The following is a 19,722-nucleotide window of genomic DNA, read 5'->3' as shown; positions in this document are numbered from 1 at the left end:
CATGTGGAAACGAACAACTTTGGTCGGCGCCGGTGCACTCGTCGCGGTCGCCGTGGCAGCGGGCTGTAGTAGCACGACCGAAACCCAGCCGACGGCGGCCGGCCCGTCGGCTTCGGTCACCGCGTCCAGCTCGGTCAGCGCCCAGCCCCAGGCCCACAATGACGCCGACGTGATGTTCGCCCAACACATGATTCCGCACCACCAGCAGGCAGTCGAGATGAGCGACATGTTGCTGGCCAAGCAGGGCGTCGATCCGCGGGTGAGCGAGCTCGCCACCCAGATCAAGGCTGCGCAGGGCCCCGAGATCGAGCAGATGCAGGGCTGGCTCGACGAGTGGGGTAATCCGCCGAGGCCGCCGATGCCAGGGGGCCACGGCAACATGGACCACGGCAACATGCCCGGCATGGAAGGTATGCAGGGCATGATGTCGGAGGCCGACATGGCCGCGCTGCAGAACGCGCAGGGCGTCGAGGCCGTCAAGCTGTTTCTCACGCAGATGATCGCGCACCACGAAGGGGCGATCACCATGGCGCAGGACGAGATCGACGACGGTCAGTTCCCGGACGCCGTGGAGATGGCACGCACGATCGTCACCACACAACAGCAGGAGATCGACACCATGCGTGGCCTGCTCGGCTCGCTCTAGCCGTCGGCGGGCAGGGTGATGGTGAATGTGGTTCCGGCACCCGAGCTTTCGACGCTGATGCGGCCCCGGTGGGCCTCGACGAGCGCCTTGGCGATGGCCAGGCCGATGCCGGAGCCACCGTGGTCGCGGTCGCGCGCGGTGTCCGTGCGGTAGAACCGTTCGAAGATGCGTGAGAGATGTTCGGCCGGTATGCCTTCGCCGGTGTCGGCAACGCTGAGTGTGACGGTGCCGTCGCGGCCGATGGCTTCGATCGAGACATGGCCGCCCGGCGGGGTGTGTCGCAGGGCGTTGTCGAGCAGGTTACCCAGCACCTGCCCCAGCCGGTGGGGATCTGCCCACAGCCGTGGCAGGTCCGACGCGACCCGGGCCTGCAACGTCACGCCCTTGGTGTCGAACCGGTCGCGCGCCGCGGTTACCGCGGCTTCCACCGCGCTCTGCACCGAGACCGCGACCGGGGTGAAGGTGGCTTTGCCCTCCTCGGCTTGTGCGAGCGCCGCGGCGTCGTCGGCGAATCGGACCAGCCGGCGGGTCTGTGCTCGCAGCATCGAAACCGTCTCGGGGTCGAGCGTTCTCACCCCGTCTTCGACGGCTTCGAAGTAGGCCTCCAAAACTGATATGGGAGTGCGTATTTCATGCGCCAGATCGCTGAACAGCTGCCGGCGGCCGGCGTCGACCGTCTCGAGTCGGCCGGCCATCTGATTGAAAGCCCGCGCGAGGGTGTCGAAGTCGTCACCCAGACGCGGGGGTGGCACGCGCGAGTCGTAGTGCCCGTCGGCCACGGCGGTCGCGGCGCGCGCGACGTCGGTGACGGACCGTTGCAGTCTGCGGCTGAAGTACCAGGTGACGACGAGGGCGGCGAGTACCGAGACGCACAAGGCCGCGCCGACCGAGATGAGTGTGGCGTAGACATAGGCCTCCTCGGCGTGCATCTGCTCAGCCGACGGGCCCGAGACGCCGGCGCGGTGCAAATGCTCACGGAACAGCGGCGGCCCGACGATCGCGGCCACGAGCCCGATCGTCGCTGCCCCGATGGCCAGCACCAATGCCTGCGCGAGCAACAGTCGCGCGCCGAGGCCGGGGCGCTGCCTGGGGCTCATTGCCCGGTTCCCATGCGGTACCCGACACCGCGGACCGTCGTCACGAACCGCGGTGCGCCCGGATCGTCGCCGAGCTTGCGGCGCAGGTGACCGATATGCACGTCGACGAGGTGTTCGTTGCCGACATAAGTGGGTTCCCAGACGGTTTCGAGGAGTTGGCGACGGCTGAGCACCACGCCGGGCCGGGCCGAGAGCGCGGCCAGTACATCGAACTCGGTGCGCGTCAACATGATCGGTTCGTCGTCGATGAACACCTGACGCCCCGCCACGTCGATGCGCAGCGGGCCGAAGACCCGGGCGTCGGCGGCTGGGGTCGCGGCGCGTGGCCGCCGCAGCATCGCGCGGATGCGCGCGACAAGCTCACGCGGGCTGAACGGCTTGGTCATGTAATCGTCGGCGCCCACCGACAGGCCCACGATGGTGTCCACCTCGGTATCGCGCGCGGTGAGCATCACCACATAGGCATCGGAGAACGTCCGCAGTTGGCGGCACGCTTCGACGCCGTCGACGCCGGGCAGCCCCAGATCCAGCACGACGACGTCAGGGTCGACCTCGCGGGCCAGCCGCACCGCGTCATGCCCGTTGTGGGCGACGCTGACCTCGAACTGCTCGCGCGTGAGGTAGCTCGCGATGACTCCGGCGAGTGGGACCTCGTCGTCGACAACGAGGGCGCGGTAGCCGCCCGGTATTCGATCCACTCCCTTATGGTGCATGAGGACCTAGGCTAATACCCTAGGGGGGTATAGTATGAATCGGACAACGAACATCGGACTCCAGAAGGGAACCGCATGAGCACCCAGACCGTCACCGTCACCGGCATGACCTGCGGGCATTGCGCAAGCTCGGTGCGTGAAGAGGTCGGCGCCATCCCCGGCGTCACCACGGTCGACGTCGATTTGGCCACCGGGCTCGTGACCATCGCGAGCGATGCCGAGCTGGACGAAGGCGCGATCGCCGAGGCCGTGGCCGAAGCCGGCTACCAGGTCGCGAGCTGAGCCACCCATGAACGCGCCCCAGAAGATCGCCGCGTTCGCCGCGGCCCTCGCGGTGGTATTCGCCGTTGCCCTCGGGCTCGGGGCGCTGTGGGGACCGGTCGACGCACCGGTGAGCGCACCGGCCGATCATTCCGAGCCGGTCGACGCCGAGCCCAAGGGCGCCTACACGCTCGAGCTCGCCCAGCCCCTGGTGCGGGCAGGCAAGCAGGTTCCGGTGCGGTTCCGCATCACCGACAGCTCGAACGCCGCAATCACCGACTACGTCGAGAGCCATGAAAAGCAACTGCACCTCATCGTGGTGCGCCGTGACCTGAGCGGGTATCAACACGTACACCCGACATTGGATGACACCGGTACCTGGAGCATCTCGTTGGACTTTCCCGAGGCCGGCGACTATCGCGTGTTCGCCGATTTCGTCCCGCAGGGCGGTGACGCCACGACAATCGGCGCCGATCTGCGAGTCGCCGGGGACTATCAGCCGCAGCCGCTGCCGCCGCCGGCCACCACGACGACGGTCGACGGCTATACCGTGGCCCTCGCCGGTTCGCCGACGACAGGCGAGTCGTCGGAGCTCACGCTGTCGGTCAGCCGCGACGGCAAGCCCGTGACCGACTTGCAACCGTACCTGGGGGCGTACGGTCATCTGGTTGCGCTGCGCGCCGCCGACCTCGACTACCTGCACGTGCATCCGATGGGTGACCCCACCGATCCGGCCACCCCTGCCGGTCCGGGCATCGGATTCCACACCAGTTTCCCGAGCGCCGGGGAGTACCGGCTCTATCTGGACTTCCAGCACCGCGACGTGGTGCGTACGGCCGAATTCACCGTATCCGTTCCGGCCGCCGGGCAGCAGGAGACTGAGCCCGACGGGCACGGCCACAGCCACTGAGAGGAGTCGCCATGACGGTCGAACTGCAGATCGGTGGGATGACGTGCGCCTCCTGCGCGGCACGCATCGAGCGCAAGCTCAACAAACTCGACGGCGTCACCGCGACCGTGAACTACGCGACCGAAAAGGCACACGTCGACGTCTCGGGCGAGGTGACGCCCGAGCAGCTGATCGAGGCCGTCGAAACCGCCGGCTACACCGCGCAGCTGCCCGCGCCGGAGATCACCGCCGAGCCCGAGAACACCGACGATCCCGGCGGCGCGTTGCGGGCATTGCGGACCCGGCTCATGGTGTCCGCGGTACTGACCGTGCCGGTGATCGCCATGGCGATGATTCCCGCGCTGCAGTTCACCAACTGGCAGTGGCTTTCACTGACGCTGGCCGCGCCGGTGGTGGTGTGGGGCGCCCTGCCTTTCCACCGTGCCGCATGGCTCAATCTGCGCCACGGCACCGCCACGATGGACACGCTGATCTCGATGGGCACCATCGCCGCGTTCGGCTGGTCGGTGTATGCGTTGTTCTGGGGCACTGCGGGCGTGGCGGGGATGACGCATCCGTTCTCCCTTGCCATCTCGCGCACCGACGGCACCGGCAACATCTACCTCGAGGTGGCCGCAGGCGTCACCACGTTCATCCTGGCCGGCCGGTACTTCGAAGCCCGGTCGAAGCGACGCGCGGGTGCTGCGCTGCGTGCGCTGCTCGAACTCGGCGCCAAAGACGTCGCGGTGCGCAGAAACGGTGCAGAACAACGTATTCCGATCGATCAACTGGCCGTGGGTGACGAGTTCGTGGTACGGCCCGGTGAGAAGATCGCGACCGACGGTGTGGTGGTCGACGGATCATCGGCCGTGGATGCGTCGATGCTCACCGGCGAATCCGTGCCCGTCGAAGTCGCTCCCGGTGATCAGGTCGTCGGGGCGACCGTCAACGTGGGCGGCCGACTTGTCGTGCGGGCCAACCGGATCGGATCCGACACCCAGCTCGCGCAGATGGCCCGCCTCGTGGAGGACGCACAGAACGGCAAGGCCCAGGCACAGCGCCTGGCCGACCGGATCTCGGGCGTATTCGTGCCGATCGTCATCGCGCTTGCGGTGGCCACGCTGGGCTTCTGGATCGGCACCGGGGGATCGGTCGCTGCGGCGTTCACCGCGGCGGTGGCGGTGCTGATCATCGCGTGCCCATGCGCACTAGGACTGGCCACGCCCACCGCACTACTTGTCGGCACGGGTCGTGGAGCACAGCTCGGGATCCTCATCAAGGGGCCCGAGGTGCTCGAATCGACTCGCCGGGTCGACACGATCGTGCTCGACAAGACGGGGACCGTCACCACCGGCACGATGACACTGCTCGACGTGATCGTGGACGACGAGGAACCAGGTGAGGTCATCCGGCTGGCCGGTGCCGTCGAGGACGCCTCCGAACATCCCATCGCCCGCGCGATCGCCAAGGGCGCCAAGGACAAGGTCGGCGAACTTCCGCCGGTCGAGGATTTCGCCAACGTCGAGGGCCTGGGTGTACAAGGGGTTGTCGACGGGCACGCCGTCGTCGTCGGTCGCGGCCGGCTGCTGGCCGACTGGGGACAGTCACTGGGCGCGAAGCTCACCGACGCGATGAACGAAGCCCAGGCGCAGGGGCGCACCGCTGTCGCCGTGGGATGGGACGGCAAGGCACGTGGCGTCCTGGTGGTCGCCGACGCGGTCAAACCGACGTCGGCGGAGGCGATCAGCCAACTGCGCGCACTCGGGCTCAAGCCGATCATGCTGACCGGAGACAACGAAGCGGCGGCCAACGCCATAGCCGAACAGGTTGGCATCGACGAGGTTTACGCCGAGGTGCTGCCCAAGGACAAGGTCGACGTGGTCAAGCGTCTACAGGCCGATGGCGACGTGGTCGCGATGGTCGGCGACGGCGTGAACGATGCCGCGGCATTGGCGCAGGCCGACCTCGGTCTGGCCATGGGAACCGGAACCGACGTCGCCATCGAGGCCAGCGATCTCACGCTCGTGCGTGGAGACCTGCGCGCAGCCCCCGACGCGATCCGGTTGTCGCGCAAGACGTTGGCAACCATCAAGGGAAACCTGTTCTGGGCCTTCGCATACAACGTCGCGGCGTTGCCGCTGGCCGCTGCCGGCCTGCTGAACCCGATGCTGGCCGGTGCTGCGATGGCGTTCTCGTCGGTGTTCGTTGTCAGCAACAGCCTGCGGTTGCGGCGGTTCAAATGACGTCGGCCCTGCGATGCGCGGTCGTGGCGGCGATGGCTTGCTTGGCTCTGGCCATCGCAGGGGAGTGGCAGGCCGCATCGCATGAACACGCCGTCCACCATCCGCACGCTGTCGCAGCGGCCATCGGCGATCATCTCGCAGTGGTCGTCGATCACCCGCACGCTGACGACAACAGTGGTTCACACGCACCGGAGACGTTCGCCAACGCAGTACTTCCGCGAGCGGCAACTGCTTTGTCCCTGCTCGTCCTCGTGGCCTTCGGTGTCGGTTGCACTCTGCTGTCGGGTTGCATCGCGGTAGGCCCGTCCCGAGGGCCGCCCGATCGCCAGGCGCCCACCCTCACCGGTCAAGCTCGACTCGTTCGGTTCTGTATCTCGCGCCGCTGATCGGCAGCGCCGGGCACGTGCCATGCGGCACGCCGCCCACCGCTGTCCAATCCAGCTTGCCGCGCACACCGTGGCTCGAGTGCAGAAACGACGACGCATGAACCATGTTCTGTTCGAAGACGACCGCACATCACATCCCGGCCTGCGCCGAAACCGCGGCCCCAACACCATGGTCGGACACACTCCGGCTCTGTGGATTTCCCGACCCTTCACCGGCGACGGCCGCGGCTTCTGGGCCAAGTTGGAGGGGTACAACCCGGGCGGTATGAAAGACCGCCCCGCCATGCACATGGTGGAACGCGCCCGCAGCCGAGGCGACTTGAACCCAGGTGCGAGGGTCGTTGAATCGACCAGCGGCACACTCGGACTCGGCCTGGCATTCGCCGGAACCGTCTACCACCATCCCGTGACGTTGGTGACCGATCCGGGTCTTGAGCCGATCATCGCGCGCATGCTGACGGCCTACGGCGCCGACATCGAAACGGTTACCAGGCCACATCCCACGGGTGGCTGGCAGCAGGCCCGCCGCGACCGGGTCGCCGAGCTGCTCTCGGCGTATCCGGGCTCCTGGTATCCCGATCAATACAACAATCCCGACAACGTCGACGCGTACCGTCCGCTCGCGCTCGAGCTCATCGCCCAACTCGGTCGCATCGACGTGTTGGTCTGCTCGGTGGGCACCGGCGGACATTCCGCCGGGGTGGCCCGGGTGCTGCGCGAAAACAACCCGCGGCTCAAGCTGATCGGTGTCGACGCGATCGGCTCGACGATCTTCGGCCAGCCGGCGGCCACGCGCATCATGCGCGGCCTCGGCTCGAGCATCTACCCGCGCAACGTCGACTATGCGGCGTTCGACGAGGTGCACTGGATCGCTCCGGCCGAGGCGGTGTGGGCGTGCCGCACCCTGGCGGCGACCTATTACGCGAGCGGCGGCTGGAGTGTCGGTGCGGTCGGCGTCGTCGCCGGGTGGGCCGCCCGTAACCATCCGGCCGGTACCACCATTGCCGCGGTCTTCCCGGACGGGCCGCAACGCTATTTCGACACCGTCTACAACGACGACTACTGCCGTGAACACGGACTGCTGGACGGTCCGCCGCCGCGGGAACCCGAGGTGATCGATCGGCCGGGTGATCGGGTGGTCGGCTCGTGGACCCGATGCACGACGGTCGTCGATCCTGTTGCGGTGCAGCGATGATCGGTGTGATCACCCAATTCCGCAGCTTCGACTTGCCCAGCCGGTTGCTGATGGTCAACCAGTTCGGCATCAATCTCGGCTTCTACATGCTGATGCCGTACCTGGCCGGGTATCTCGCCGGTCCGCTCGGGCTGGCCGCGTGGGCGGTGGGTCTCGTCCTCGGGGTCCGCAACTTCTCACAGCAAGGCATGTTCATCGTCGGCGGCACGCTGGCCGACCGGCTGGGGTACAAGCCGCTGATCGTTGCCGGCTGCCTACTGCGCACCGGTGGATTCGGCCTGCTCGTGGTGGCCGACACATTGCCGGCGATGCTGATCGCGTCAGCGGCAACTGGATTCGCCGGCGCGCTGTTCAATCCGGCAGTGCGGGCCTACCTCGCGGCCGACGCCGGCGAGCGCCGCCTGCAGGCATTCGCCACGTTCAATGTCTTCTATCAAGCCGGCATCCTGCTCGGCCCTTTGGTCGGAATGGCACTGCTGGCGTTCGATTTCCGGGTGACCGCCGGGGTGGCGGCCGGGGTTTTCGCGATACTGACGGCAGCGCAGCTGTTCGCGCTGCCGAGGCACCGGGCCGAGCCGGCGGTTCAGCGCGGTTCGGTGCTGCAGGACTGGCGCACCGTCGTGGCGAACCGGTCCTTCCTGCTGTTCGCCGTCGCGATGATCGGGTCCTACGTGCTGTCGTTCCAGGTGTACCTCGCGTTGCCATTGCAGGCCGCGGTGCTGTGGCCCGGCGCCGAATCGGGCCTTGTGGCAGCGCTTTTCGTGGTGTCGGGTCTGGTCGCGGTGGCAGGGCAGTTGCGGATCACGCGATGGTTCTCGGCCCGATGGGGACGTGGCCGCAGCCTTGTGGTCGGGTTGCTGCTTCTGGCGGTGGCATTCGTGCCCCTGGCGGTGGTGCCCGACGCGGGCCGGTTCGGTTCACCCCCAGCGGTGGCGGCGTTGATTCTCGCCGCCGTGCTGCTCGCGCTCGGATCCGCGGCGGTGTTCCCGTTCGAGATGGACACCGTGGTGGCGCTGTCGGGTGACCGCCTGATGGCCACGCACTACGGCTTCTACAACACGATTGTCGGCGTGGGCATACTGCTCGGCAACGTGGCGACCGGAACCGTCATCGGCGCCGCCCGCGGCGCCGGACTTGCCGAGTTGGTGTGGCTGGGCCTGTTCGGGGTCGGCGTGGCCTCGGCGTTGGCGTTGTGGGCGCTCGACCGTGGACGCCACCTCGACACTCCGCGCGTCGATGCGGCTATAGCTCACCGGTAGAAGGGAATTCGGCGATCAGGGATTGCTTGTCGATTTTCTCGCCGGCGAGCGTGGGCAGCGGCGTCGTGCGGATTTCCCACCGGGTGGGGATGGCGAAGGACGACAGCAGGCCGGTCAGGTGGTTGTGCAATACGTCGACGGTCGGCGGGGTGTCGCCGTCCCGGTAGACAACGACGGCCGCGAGTTCTTCCCCGAGGTCGGGATGGGTCAGCCCGATCGCCGCCGCCTCGATCACCGCGGGATGTGTGATCAGCGCGGCCTCGACGTGCGGGCAGGCGATGTTCTCGCCGCCCCGGATCACGACATCCTTGCGCCTGCCGTCGATGTAGAGATAGCCGTCGGCGTCGAGATGACCGAGATCGCCTGTCGACAGCCAACCTTCGGTGTCGATGATGTCCTCGGCTTTACCCACGTAGCCCCGCATGACGGTGGGGGAGCGGGCCAAGATCTCGCCCGTCCCGGTCTCGTCGGGTGCGTCGATCCGCAGTTCGACGACCGGGTAGGGCCGCCCGACCGTACCGGGCCGGTCGAGGAGGTCGCGACCGTCGGCGACCGTGAGGAAGCCGCCGGCTTCGGTCATGCCCCACGTGTTGCTCAGGCCCCGCCGGCGCAAATTGGGCAGCTTGGCCCGGATACGGTCCAGGAGTTCAGCCGACACCGGGGCGCCACCCAGCGGCCACGAGCGCAGGCTCGTCAGATCGTGGCGACCGAAGTCCGGGTGCTCCAGCAGGCGCACGGCCATGGTCGGCACCGCGCCCCAGATCTGGATCTTCTCGGCCTCGATCAGACCCAGAATCTGCCCCGCGTCGAAGCGGCCTTGAGCCAACACGATCCGGCCGCCGGTCAGAAAGTGCGTGATGAGGCTCGACAGTCCGCCGATGTGGAACATCGGTGTGGTGGCCAGGCTCACGACCTGCGGCGCGTCGGCTGGGATCAGGTCTGGAAAGCGGTTGGTGCGGCCCAGGATGTTCTGTTGGTTGCAGATCACCGAACGGCCGCTCAGTTCAACGGCTTTCGGCATGCCCGAGCTGCCGGAGGTGAAGAGAATGAGGGCAGGGTCGTCGGGATCGGGCTGGGGTCCGAGTTCCGGTTCGCGCTCCGCGGGATCGTCGATCGCCACCGCGAGCTCGCCCAGCGCGCTTGTCGGCGCCGAAAACTCGGAGCCGCTGTCGGTCAATACGTGTCGCGGCGCCAGCAGCGTGATGGCGTGTTCGATCTCGGCCGCGCCCCACCACCGGTTGCCGAGCACGGGTACCGCGCCGGTGAGCCACAACGCCCAAAGTGCGACAACCCATTCCGGGCTGTTGTAGCCGAACAGCAGGACACGGTCGCCGGGACGGATACCCAGGCTCCGCAGATGTTCGGTCGCCGGGCCGAGGGCCCGGCGAAACCCGCTGTAGGTGATTCGCCGGGCACCGTGTACCAGGAACGTGCGATCGCTGAAATGGGATGTGGCGCAGATCAGCTCGGCCGGTGACCCCGGTGCGCTGCGGTAGCGCAAGCCGGGATGTCCGGCGTAGCCGTCATTCTCGACGCCGGTGTCCCATGCAGACGGTGTCACTGGACCGGGATGGTCAATCCCTCGGAAGGCTGGACGATGACGAAACCGTTGCCGTGGAACGCCACCTGCAGTGCCTCGCCGGAGCCGCGCCCGATCAGTGCGCCCGCCTTGAAGCTCGTTTTCAACTGGGTCTGCAAATGCGACGACCATGCCACGACGGCGTTGGTGTCGGCGTACGTCGGCGCTTCGCCGGCATTGAGCACCACCGGTGGGCCGTCGGTGGTCAGCGCGACCCAGCCGCTGCCGCGCAATGTCGTGTTGAACAGACCGCCCGTTGCGATGCTGCCCCCCTTGACCCGCTCGATGTTCCAGTCGAGGCTCGACGAGAACGCGAGCACGTTCTTGCCGCTGATCGACAGGCCGGAGTTGGTCAAGTGCAGCAGATGTACGTAATTGGCTTGTTCGGCGAGGAACACATCGCCCTGCCCCTGGCAGCGCATGAGCGGAAGGCCTTCGCCGGTCAGGGCCTTCTTGAGGAACTTGCTTGCGCCACCGCCCTCGAACGCGAAGTCGACGTTGCCCTGATAGGCCACCATCGAACCTTGGCGGGCCATGAACGGCTCGCCGAGGCGAACCCGCAGCATCCGGTCGTTCTGGTTCGCGATTGCGGCCGACTCTTTTTCGCTGAACCGTCCGTCGATCAGATCGCCGGTGATGCCGGCGAATCCGTCGCCCTGCGCGGAGGCCGGCGCACCCTGTTGCTGGGTCTGGTGCTGAGGCTGCTCGGGTGCGGGCGCGCCGCCACCCGGCGGTGGGCCGCCCAGCGGGGCCCTTCCGACCTGGCCCTGGTGTGACACCTGGTCGGTCCAGGCCTGTCCGTCCCACCAGCGGTACTCGTAGCGGCCTTCGGGATCCGGCAGCCAGCTACCGGGGCGGGGACCGTTCACGGATTCACTCCTTGAGTTGATGTACGACGGGACCGGAAACGACACTAGGCCACGGGCGCCGGTGCGCACACCCTTCATCCGCGCCCGCGACGTGCCGAACGCTGGCATTCTGGTGGCATGGCAAAGGAAATCGACCCGATTCGCGCTCAGGGCGCGCTCGCGGTCTTCAAGCAGCACCCGGGCATGGTGCTGTTCGCCGCTTCGCCGGTGCTCGTCGCGCTGGGCGTGGTGTGGTGGGTGTTCGGTGCGGGCTGGGCGGGCCTGCTGCTGGTGGCCCTCATCCTGGCCGGCGGCGCAGCGCTGTTGATGAAGCGCGGCTGACACCGCACGTCATGGTGTTCGCTCATGGCGAACGGCGCCCTACCAGCGGTGTAACGGTGTAATCATGTAATCATGAAGCGCCAACATCATCGCCACGACGCGGGCGAAGCGGCAGAGTGGTTCGCCGGACGCCTGCCGGAGAAGTGGTTCGCCGGCGATCCCACCGTGATCGTCGACCGTGAAGAGATCACCGTCATCGGCCGCCTACCCGAGCCGGCCGAAGGCGAAAGCGAGGCCCGAGCCTCCGGGCGGGCCGCCCGATTCCGTGAAGAGACCCGCGGCGAACGGATGCACATCGCCGACGAAGCGCAGGACCGGTTCGGTCGCAAGGTTTCCTGGGGTGTCGAGGTTGGGACACCGCCCGAGCGAATCCTGTTCACCCACATCGCCGTTCCGGTGATGACACGGTTACGCCAGCCTGAACGGCAGGTGCTCGACACGTTGGTCGACGCCGGTGTGGCTCGGTCGCGCTCCGATGCACTGGCCTGGTCCGTGCGACTGGTCGGCGAACACACCGAAGAGTGGCTGGCCAAGCTGCGCGAAGCGATGAAGACCGTCGACGATCTGCGTGCCGAAGGACCAGAAGTCTAAAATCGCTCGACGCCGACGTAGACCGAACCGAGGGTCGAGGTCTGCGACAGCGGATCCACCGACGTGCCGTCGGCCAGCAAGTTACGGTTCACCCCGTAGGTCTGCGGTGTGCCGCCGCATGGATCGAAAACCCTTGAGCCCCAGCCATGGTCGATCACCACGACACCCCGGCGGGGCCGGTCGCTGATCGCCACGGCCAACTCCACCGCGCCGGTTGGGGAGAACACCCGCACGCGGTCGCCGCCCGCCACGCCGAGACTTTCGGCGTCGTCGGGATGGATCAGAACTTCGTTGCCCTTACCCGCCGGATGTAGTCCCGGCAGTTCGTTGAGCCAGGAGTTCATCGAGTGCCGATGGCGACGATTGCCGAGTAGATACGGGTAGTCCGCAGGCGCCGATGGCGGTGGCGTGGCGAGTAATTCTCGCGCACGAGCGACGAACTCGGCGGGTGCGGCGTGGATCTTCTTGTCCGGGGTTCGCAGCGCGGTGCGGAAGTGCCCGAATTCTCGCGGCCCGAGCACGAGGCCGTGCGGGTTGGCCCTCAGCTCGCGCCATTTCAACTTGTGGCCGTTGACTTTTCGCGATGTCGCGACAACGATCCGGTCGATCCACCCCGGCCCGAATTCGAGGCCCGGTCTGCCGGCCACCCGAGCCAGCCGTCGGCTGGCACCGATGAACGCGTTGAGTCCTTTCACACCGAACAACGGCCTGCGCATCGCCAACGCCAGATCGGTGAAAATCCGCCATTCCTCGCGGACTTCGTCAGGTGGTTCGACGACCTTGGCGCCGTATTGAACGTACGGTTCGTCGTGCATGCTGCTGGTGAATGCCAGCAGGTCATCGCGTTCGAGCCAGTGCGCGGCAGGCAGCAGCCAGTGCGCATGGCGGTGGCTTTCGCGCTGGACGAGGTCGATGGCCACCAGCAGCTCGAGTTGCTCGAGCGCCCTGTCGAGCCGGGCGCCGTCGGGTCCCGAGATCACCGGATTGCCGCAGTTGAGCACCATTGCGCGGATCTGCCCGTGGCCCGGAGTGGTGATCTCGTCGGGCAGTTCGGCGAGTGCGTGTGCGCCGGCGACCAGTTCGCGCCCGGCCACCCGGCTGCGGTGCGGCTTGCTTGCCGCCAGGCTTGCGAGCCGCAACGTGTCGACGTAGCCGTGCTCGAACCGGCGTCCGCCCGGCCGGTCCATCCGGCCCGTGATGACGTTGAGCACATGCCCCAACCACTCCGCGACGGTGCCCGCGGCGTGCAGCGATACGCCCGTGCGCGTCACCACCATCGCGCCCGGCGCCGCGGCGAACTCCCGGGCGACCCGCTCGATCACGTCGCGTGCGACATCGCAGCGCGCCCCGAGGCCGTCGAGGTCGGCCTCGCCCACCAGCGCGCGCAGCGAATCCACCCCCGTCGCCAACTCGTTGCAGTCCGCGCGGTGCTCAAGACCGCCGTCGAGGATGACTTTCACCATCGCCAGCAGCAGCGCCCAGTCTTGGCCCGGCCGCACCGCGAGGTGCAGATCCGCCTTGTCGGCCGTCTCGGTGCGGATGGGGTCGACCACGACGATGCGCGCGCCCCGCTGCTGTCGCGCGAGTGCGCGACGCCAGCCGCCCGGCACCGATTCCACCCAATTCCACGCGCTGACCGCGGGATTGGCGCCCACCAGCAAGAAGTAGTCGCAGTTGTCGATGTCGGACACCGGGACCATGAGCTGCGAGCCGTACATCGCATGAGCGACCACGTGCAAGGCGTTCTGGTCGACCGACCCGACCGCGTAACGATTGTGGGTGCCGATGGCGTCCAGCCAGCCGTTCATGAACACGAGATTCGACGCCGAGTACCCGGCCGGGTTGCCGTAGTACGCGCCGACCGCGTCCGGACCGCCGCGGGCGACGATCGCGTTCATCCGGTCGGCGATATCGCGCAGCGCCTCGTCCCAGTCGGCCTCGACGTAGCGGTCACCAACACGGCGCATCGGGCGCAGGATGCGCCTCGGATGTTCGACGACCTGCGCGGCGGTTCGGCCTTTGGCGCAGAAGTCGTGCCAACTGTGAGGGTTGAGTTTGTCGGCCGAGATCTTCCGTACCCGGTTGTTCTCGACCGTCACCTCCAGGCCGCACGACGCCAGGCAGTACCGGCAGAACGTGTGCACGGTCCGGGACGTCATTACACCGACACTACGGTTTGTAACGACCCATGGGTGCTAAATCTGCGTCATTTCCCAGTATCGGCCGTGCCGCTCCATCAGTTCCTCGTGGCTGCCGCGTTCGACGATCTTCCCGGCGACCATCACGAGGATCAGATCGGCGTCGCGGATCGTCGAAAGCCGGTGAGCGATGATGAAACTCGTCCGTTCCCGGCGCAGCTCGGTCATCGCGTGCTGGATCAACAGCTCGGTGCGGGTGTCGACCGAGCTGGTCGCCTCGTCGAGCACCAGCAGGCGGGGGCGGGCCAGGATCGCCCTGGCGATCGTGATCAGCTGCTTCTCGCCGGCGCTGATGCTGCCGCCGTCGTCGTCAACTCTCGTCTCGTACCCGTTGGGCAGGGTGTGGACGAACCGGTCCACGTACGCGGCCTTCGCGGCCTCGATGACCTCGTCCTCGGTGGCATCCGGCCGGCCGTAGGCGATGTTGTCGTAGATCGTGCCGCCGAACAGCCACGTGTCCTGCAGCACCATGCCGATCGAGGAACGCAGCGATTGACGGCTCACGGTGGAGATGTCGACGCCGTCGACCAGGATGCGCCCCGAGTCGACCTCGTAGAAGCGCATCAGCAGATTGACAAGGGTGGTCTTCCCGGCACCGGTGGGCCCGACGATCGCCACGGTGCTGCCCGGTGCGGCCACGAGCGACAGATCCTCGATCACCGGGGTGTCGGGCAGGTAACCGAAGCTGACCCGCTCGAACTCGACTCGTCCCGTGCGATTGTCGAGTTCGGCTGGACCGTCGGGGGTCTGCTCATCGGCGTCGAGCAGGTCGAAAACCCGTTCCGCACTGGCAATTCCGGATTGCAGCGTGTTGTACATCCCGGCGACCTGGGACAGTGGCTGGTTGAACTGGCGGACGTACTGGATGAACGCCTGGATGCTGCCAAGCGTGATCTGGCCGGTGGCCACCTGCAAGCCGCCCACGACAGCCACCGCGACATAACTCAGGTTGCCGATGAACATGGTGGCTGGGCCCACCAAACCGGAGAAGAACTGAGCCCCGAAACTGGACTGGTAGACCTCGTCGTTGAGCTCGGCGAAACGCTTCTGCGCGGCCGCGCGGTGGCCGAACGTCTTGACGATCGTGAAGCCGCTGTAGGTTTCCTCGACGTGGGCCGCGAGCCGACCGGTGTTACGCCACTGCGCCACGAAAAGCCGTTGCGACCGGCGGGTGATCCACCGAGTCACCCACAGCGACAGCGGGACGGTGACCACGGCCAGCAGTGCCAGCAGCGGGGAGATCGTCAACATCATCACCAAGACCGCGAACACCGTCAGCACCGCGGTCAGCAGCTGGCTGATCGTCATCGACACCGAGGTCTGGATGTTGTCGACGTCGTTGGTGACGCGGCTGAGCACCTCGCCGCGCTGGCGGGAATCGAAGTACGACAACGGTAGTCGGTGGACCTTGTCCTCGACCTCCGCACGCAGGGCCACCATGGTGCGTTGGACGGTGATGTTGAGCAGGCGCGCCTGCAACCACACCAGCAGTGCGGCAAGCAGATACAGACCGAGCGCCAGGGCCAGGGTCCGGGCCACCGCACCGAAGTCCACGCCCTGTCCCGGCACCACGTTCATGCCGGACAGCAGGTCGGCGAATGTGGAATCCCCACGCGCCCTGGCGGCTTCGATCGCCTGCTCTTTGGTCAGGCCCGCGGGCAGTTCACGCCCGATGACGCCGTTGAACAGCAGATCGGTGGCATGTCCCAGGATTCTCGGGCCGATGACGCCGATCGCGATACCGGCAACTCCCAGCAGGATCACCGTGATCGCCAGCGCGCGTTGCGGCAGCAGTCGTTTGACGAGTCGTAGAGCCGAACCCGTGAAATCACGGGTGCGTTCGGGCGGGGCCTGCGGCAGGGCGCCGCGCCGCAGCATCGGGCCCGTCATCGGTGGTCTCCGGCGACGATCGCCTGCGATTCGGCGAACTCGGCGTAGGTGGGGCAGTCGGCCAGCATGGTGTCGTGGGATCCGATGCCCACTACGCGCCCGTCCTCCATGACGATCACCTGGTCGGCCTCGATGACGGTCGAGATTCGCTGCGACACGATGACCTTGGTCGCATCGGCCGACACGTCGCGCAGCGCCGCCCGTACCCGCGCGTCGGTGTGGACGTCGAGCGCGGAGAACGCATCGTCGAACAGGTAGATCGCGGGCCTGCGGATCACGGCCCGCGCGATGGCGAGTCGTTGCCGCTGGCCTCCCGAGAAGTTGTTGCCGCCCTGAGCCACCGGCATGTCCAGGCCGAGGGCGTGGGCACGGACGAAATCGTCGGCCGCGGCGACGCGCAACGCCTCCCACATCTCATCCTCGGTCGCGTCCGCTTTCCCGTACCGCAGGTTCTCGGCGACCGTGCCCGAGAACAGGTATCCGCGCTGGGGTACCAGGCCTATCGCCGACCACAACTGGTCGATGTCGAGATCTCGCACGTCGGTCTCGTCCACCCGGACAGTTCCGCTCGTGACGTCGTATTGCCGGCAGATCAGCGCGAGCAGCGTCGACTTGCCGGAACCCGTCGAGCCGACGACGGCGGTCGTGGTGCCGCGGGGTGCGGTGAACGAAACGTCCTGCAGTACCGGCCGATCGGCGCCGGGATAGCTGAAGGTCGCGCCGTCGAGGCTGATGTCACCCGCGACGACCGGCAGGCGTACCGGTTGCGGCGGGCTCGCGATCTCGGCCCGCGTCGACAGCACCTGCGTGATGCGGTCCGCACAGACCGAGGCGCGGGGGAACATCACCAACATGAAGGTCGCCATGAGCACGGCCATGAGGATCTGCATGAAGTAGGCCAGGAACGCGATCAGCGAACCGACCTGCATGTGACCGGTATCGATGCGTAACCCGCCGAACCAGATCAGCGCGACGCTCGAGATGTTGATCACGAGCGTGGTGACCGGCAGCATGAGCGCCTGCCAGCGGCCGGCATCGAGTGCGGTGTCCGACAGCGCCTGGTTGGCTTCGGCGAACCGATGCCGTTCCAGTGGTTCGCGGGCGAACGCCCGGATCACCCGAATGCCCGACAGCTGATCGCGCATGACGCGGTTGATGCCGTCGATGAGGCGCTGCATGCGACGGAAGATCGGCATCAGGTGGCGGATGATCCAGTAGTTGGCCAGCGCCAGCACGGGCACACTGACCAGCAGCAGCCAGGACAGTCCAGCGTCCTGGTGCAAGGCCATGAAGATCCCGCCGATCGACATGATCGGAGCGGTGATCAGCATCGTGCAGGTCAACTGCAGTAACTGCTGAACCTGCGCGACGTCGTTCGTGGTGCGGGTCAGCAGCGACGGCGCGCCGAACCGCGCGGTCTCGGCCGCCGAGAACGTCGTGACGTGGTTGAAGATTGCCGACCGCAGGTCGCGTCCGAAGCTCATCGCGGCCCGCGATCCGAAATAGACCGCGCCAACGGCGCACACCACCTGCAGCGCGGTGACGGCCAGCATCACCCCACCGAGTTCGACGATCCGGTCGGTGTCACCTATGGCCACACCGTCGTCGATGATCGCGGCGTTGACCGTCGGCAGGTACAGCGAGGCCAGGGTGCTGATCACCTGCAGCGTGGCAACAACGGCCAACAGCCGCCGGTACGGCCGCACGTACTGTCGCAGCAGCGCCCAGAGCATCCCGCTACTGTCGCACACCCGGCTGTGTCGGCTCATGTTCGGCCGCTGACGTGTCGAAAGGGTTGAAAGTCCAGGTCAGTCGGCATGTCGGTGGTTGGGCCGTCACGCTGCCGCTACAGTGCATGGCGTGACTGTCAGCACGGCCGCTAGCGCACGAACGCGCGGCGCCAAAACCTTGGCGGTGTTGGCCACCGCAATGGTTCCGGTGTTCGCTGCGTGCTCCACGGACGAGCCCGCTTCCCCGGAGGTACCGCAGACCGGAGCCCCGGCCGCGGCCGACGCCAAGCATGGCCCGTTCTTCCCACAGTGCGGCGGTGTGACCGATCAGACCGTGTCCGAGCTGACCCAGGTTCAGGGGCTCGTCAACACCGCGACCAACTCGTCGGGCTGCCAGTGGCTGCAGGGCGGCAGCATCTTGGGCCCGCACTTCTCGTTCACGTGGTTCCGGGGCAGCCCGATCGGACGCGAACGCAAGACCGAGGAACTGTCGCGCACCAGCGTCGAAGACATCAACATCGAAGGGCACAGCGGTTTCATCGCAACCGGGGAAGACCCGTTGGGAAGGCCGGGGGACGTCAACCTGTGTGAGATCGGCATCCAGTTCGACGACGACTTCATCGAGTGGTCGGTCAGCTTCAACCAGAAGCCGTATCCCGATCCGTGCGAGGTGGCCAAGGAGCTCACCCGTCAGTCGATTGTGAATTCGAAATGAGCTCGCAGAAGAGGATCGGCCGGGGGATCGCGACCGTCGCCGCGGCGCTGGCGGTGTTTGCCGGGTTGACCGGGTGCACGCGCACGGTCGAGGGCACCGCGGCCAGAGAAGGCACCGGCGGCGGCCCGAGCAACAACAATTCCGAGAAGCAGTACCCGAACCTGCTCAAAGAGTGCGACGTGCTGACCGACGACATCCTGGCCGAGACGGTCGGAGCCGACCCGCTCGACATCCAGAGCACGTTCGTCGGCGCGGTGTGCCGTTGGCAGGCGGCCAATCCCGCTGGCCTCGTCGACATCACCCGGTTCTGGTACGAGCAGGGCAGCCTCGACAACGAGCGGCAGACTGCGCAGCAGCTGCAGTATCAGATCGAGGACCGCCGCGTGCAGGGCGTCGAGTCGATCGTCATGAAGCCCAACGGCCTCAACGGGGCGTGCGGTGTGGCCAGCGATGCCGCCGGTGTCGTCGGCTGGTGGGTCAATCCGCAGGCTCCGGGCATCGACGCGTGCTCGATGGCGATCAAGCTGATGGAGCTGACGCTCGCCACCAACGCTTAGCGCCTATCGGGGCACGTGGAATGTGAGCAGCTCGGCACCACCCAGCGCGAGTTCATCCCACGCCCCGGCAGGGCGTAGCACGGCAATCGCCGACGTCGGGAACTTCAGCGAAATGTCCTCCGCCGCAGCCGTGTTCGTCCCATCGGACAAGCCGAGCGCCACCGCCGACATCGCCGGCTCATGGCCGATCACCAACACCGTGGCCGGCTCGGTGCCGAAACGTGATCGCACGCCGTTGATCTCGCCGATGACCGTGCCGGGAGTGGCGTCGTAGAGGCGTTCGACGTACTCCACCGGTGCATCGATTCCCGTGCGGGCCAGCGTCTGGCGGGTCCTGGTCGCGGTCGAGCACAGCACCGCATCAATCTGTGGCACGTTGGCGCGTATCCAGTCACCGGCCAGTGCACCTTCCCGGATTCCCCGCGGAGCCAGCGGACGGTCGTGGTCGGCAACGCCGTCGGGATAGTCCGATTTGGCGTGGCGCAGGAGCAGCAGGGTCTTTGCTTGGGTCGCCATTCTTCTCAGGTTAGGCCATGCCGACGCACGTCCCAGGACTTGTCGGAGCCCGGATCTAGACTCGCCT

General features: G+C 67.1%; 19 protein-coding genes. 11 read left to right on the top strand and 8 right to left on the bottom strand.

All coding sequences use genetic code 11. The features are described from left to right. Position 1 precedes the first annotated feature (1 nt). A complete protein-coding gene (locus tag ACRCUN_RS16650) occupies positions 2–646 on the top strand; it encodes a DUF305 domain-containing protein (protein ID WP_462142726.1) in 645 nt (214 codons plus the stop codon). Here ACRCUN_RS16650 and ACRCUN_RS16645 read toward each other — a convergent pair. Then, positions 643–1,743: a HAMP domain-containing sensor histidine kinase gene (locus ACRCUN_RS16645; protein WP_462142725.1), complete on the bottom strand. Its 1,101-nt coding sequence runs from the start codon at positions 1,741–1,743 to the stop codon at positions 643–645. The two genes, ACRCUN_RS16650 and ACRCUN_RS16645, sit on opposite strands and share 4 nt — an antisense overlap. Further along, positions 1,740–2,456: a response regulator gene (locus tag ACRCUN_RS16640; protein ID WP_462142724.1), complete on the bottom strand. Its 717-nt coding sequence runs from the start codon at positions 2,454–2,456 to the stop codon at positions 1,740–1,742. Before ACRCUN_RS16640 ends, ACRCUN_RS16645 begins: the two co-directional genes overlap by 4 nt. A gap of 75 nt (positions 2,457–2,531) precedes the next feature. On the opposite strand from ACRCUN_RS16640, the gene ACRCUN_RS16635 reads away from it, so the two are divergent. The 6 genes from ACRCUN_RS16635 (at position 2,532) to ACRCUN_RS16610 (ending at position 8,689) form a co-directional block, all read left to right on the top strand. Then, positions 2,532–2,738, top strand: coding sequence for a heavy-metal-associated domain-containing protein (locus ACRCUN_RS16635; protein WP_462142723.1), 207 nt, complete (start codon positions 2,532–2,534; stop codon positions 2,736–2,738). A gap of 7 nt (positions 2,739–2,745) precedes the next feature. After that, positions 2,746–3,627, top strand: coding sequence for a DUF8832 domain-containing protein (locus ACRCUN_RS16630; RefSeq protein ID WP_462142722.1), 882 nt, complete (start codon positions 2,746–2,748; stop codon positions 3,625–3,627). Between the two features lie 11 nt (positions 3,628–3,638). Then, complete coding sequence (locus tag ACRCUN_RS16625) at positions 3,639–5,849, top strand: heavy metal translocating P-type ATPase (RefSeq protein ID WP_462142721.1); 2,211 nt, start codon at positions 3,639–3,641, stop codon at positions 5,847–5,849. Continuing rightward, positions 5,846–6,235 carry a putative copper homeostasis (lipo)protein LpqS gene (lpqS, locus tag ACRCUN_RS16620; RefSeq protein ID WP_462142720.1) on the top strand — a complete coding sequence of 130 codons (390 nt, stop codon included), beginning with the start codon at positions 5,846–5,848 and terminating at the stop codon, positions 6,233–6,235. Before ACRCUN_RS16625 ends, lpqS begins: the two co-directional genes overlap by 4 nt. Before the next feature lie 97 nt (positions 6,236–6,332). After that, positions 6,333–7,430 carry a PLP-dependent cysteine synthase family protein gene (locus tag ACRCUN_RS16615; protein ID WP_462142719.1) on the top strand — a complete coding sequence of 366 codons (1,098 nt, stop codon included), beginning with the start codon at positions 6,333–6,335 and terminating at the stop codon, positions 7,428–7,430. After that, a complete protein-coding gene (locus ACRCUN_RS16610; RefSeq protein WP_462142718.1) occupies positions 7,427–8,689 on the top strand; it encodes an MFS transporter in 1,263 nt (420 codons plus the stop codon). The genes ACRCUN_RS16615 and ACRCUN_RS16610 overlap by 4 nt, the downstream gene beginning before the upstream one ends. Here the strand turns inward: ACRCUN_RS16610 and ACRCUN_RS16605 are convergent. After that, entirely contained in the window at positions 8,673–10,250 is a 1,578-nt protein-coding gene (locus tag ACRCUN_RS16605; protein WP_462142717.1) for a class I adenylate-forming enzyme family protein, read from the bottom strand. The two genes, ACRCUN_RS16610 and ACRCUN_RS16605, sit on opposite strands and share 17 nt — an antisense overlap. Beyond that, the gene (locus ACRCUN_RS16600; RefSeq protein WP_462142716.1) at positions 10,247–11,137 is read right to left on the bottom strand and encodes an AIM24 family protein; all 891 of its coding nucleotides are present in this window, start codon (positions 11,135–11,137) and stop codon (positions 10,247–10,249) included. The genes ACRCUN_RS16605 and ACRCUN_RS16600 overlap by 4 nt, the downstream gene beginning before the upstream one ends. 117 nt (positions 11,138–11,254) lie before the next feature. Between ACRCUN_RS16600 and ACRCUN_RS16595 the strand changes: the two genes are divergently transcribed. Continuing rightward, the gene (locus ACRCUN_RS16595) at positions 11,255–11,458 is read left to right on the top strand and encodes a hypothetical protein (RefSeq protein ID WP_067850974.1); all 204 of its coding nucleotides are present in this window, start codon (positions 11,255–11,257) and stop codon (positions 11,456–11,458) included. Positions 11,459–11,530: 72 nt separating this feature from the next. Next, positions 11,531–12,049 (top strand): ATP-binding transcription factor AbmR, encoded by a 519-nt coding sequence (locus tag ACRCUN_RS16590; protein ID WP_462142715.1) that lies wholly within the window; start codon positions 11,531–11,533, stop codon positions 12,047–12,049. Here ACRCUN_RS16590 and ACRCUN_RS16585 read toward each other — a convergent pair. From ACRCUN_RS16585 to ACRCUN_RS16575, 3 genes are read right to left on the bottom strand one after another with little or no spacing between them, the layout of a single operon-like run. After that, complete coding sequence (locus ACRCUN_RS16585; RefSeq protein WP_462142714.1) at positions 12,046–14,208, bottom strand: molybdopterin-containing oxidoreductase family protein; 2,163 nt, start codon at positions 14,206–14,208, stop codon at positions 12,046–12,048. The genes ACRCUN_RS16590 and ACRCUN_RS16585 overlap by 4 nt on opposite strands. Positions 14,209–14,244: 36 nt before the next feature. Next, positions 14,245–16,137 (bottom strand): ABC transporter ATP-binding protein, encoded by a 1,893-nt coding sequence (locus ACRCUN_RS16580; protein ID WP_462142713.1) that lies wholly within the window; start codon positions 16,135–16,137, stop codon positions 14,245–14,247. Beyond that, positions 16,134–17,870: an ABC transporter ATP-binding protein gene (locus ACRCUN_RS16575; RefSeq protein WP_462142712.1), complete on the bottom strand. Its 1,737-nt coding sequence runs from the start codon at positions 17,868–17,870 to the stop codon at positions 16,134–16,136. The genes ACRCUN_RS16580 and ACRCUN_RS16575 overlap by 4 nt, the downstream gene beginning before the upstream one ends. Before the next feature lie 118 nt (positions 17,871–17,988). On the opposite strand from ACRCUN_RS16575, the gene ACRCUN_RS16570 reads away from it, so the two are divergent. Both ACRCUN_RS16570 and ACRCUN_RS16565 read left to right on the top strand, forming a co-directional pair. Further along, entirely contained in the window at positions 17,989–18,582 is a 594-nt protein-coding gene (locus ACRCUN_RS16570; protein WP_462142711.1) for a DUF3558 domain-containing protein, read from the top strand. Beyond that, on the top strand, positions 18,579–19,139 hold the full coding sequence (locus ACRCUN_RS16565) for a DUF3558 domain-containing protein (RefSeq protein ID WP_462142710.1): 561 nt from the start codon (positions 18,579–18,581) through the stop codon (positions 19,137–19,139). Before ACRCUN_RS16570 ends, ACRCUN_RS16565 begins: the two co-directional genes overlap by 4 nt. A 3-nt stretch (positions 19,140–19,142) precedes the next feature. Here the strand turns inward: ACRCUN_RS16565 and ACRCUN_RS16560 are convergent, their stop codons facing one another. Further along, positions 19,143–19,655, bottom strand: coding sequence for a SixA phosphatase family protein (locus tag ACRCUN_RS16560; protein WP_462142709.1), 513 nt, complete (start codon positions 19,653–19,655; stop codon positions 19,143–19,145). Positions 19,656–19,722: the final 67 nt, after the last annotated feature.

The sequence above is a fragment of the Mycobacterium venezuelense genome (assembly GCF_054919535.1).
This window is presented reverse-complemented; position numbering and strand designations above follow the sequence as displayed.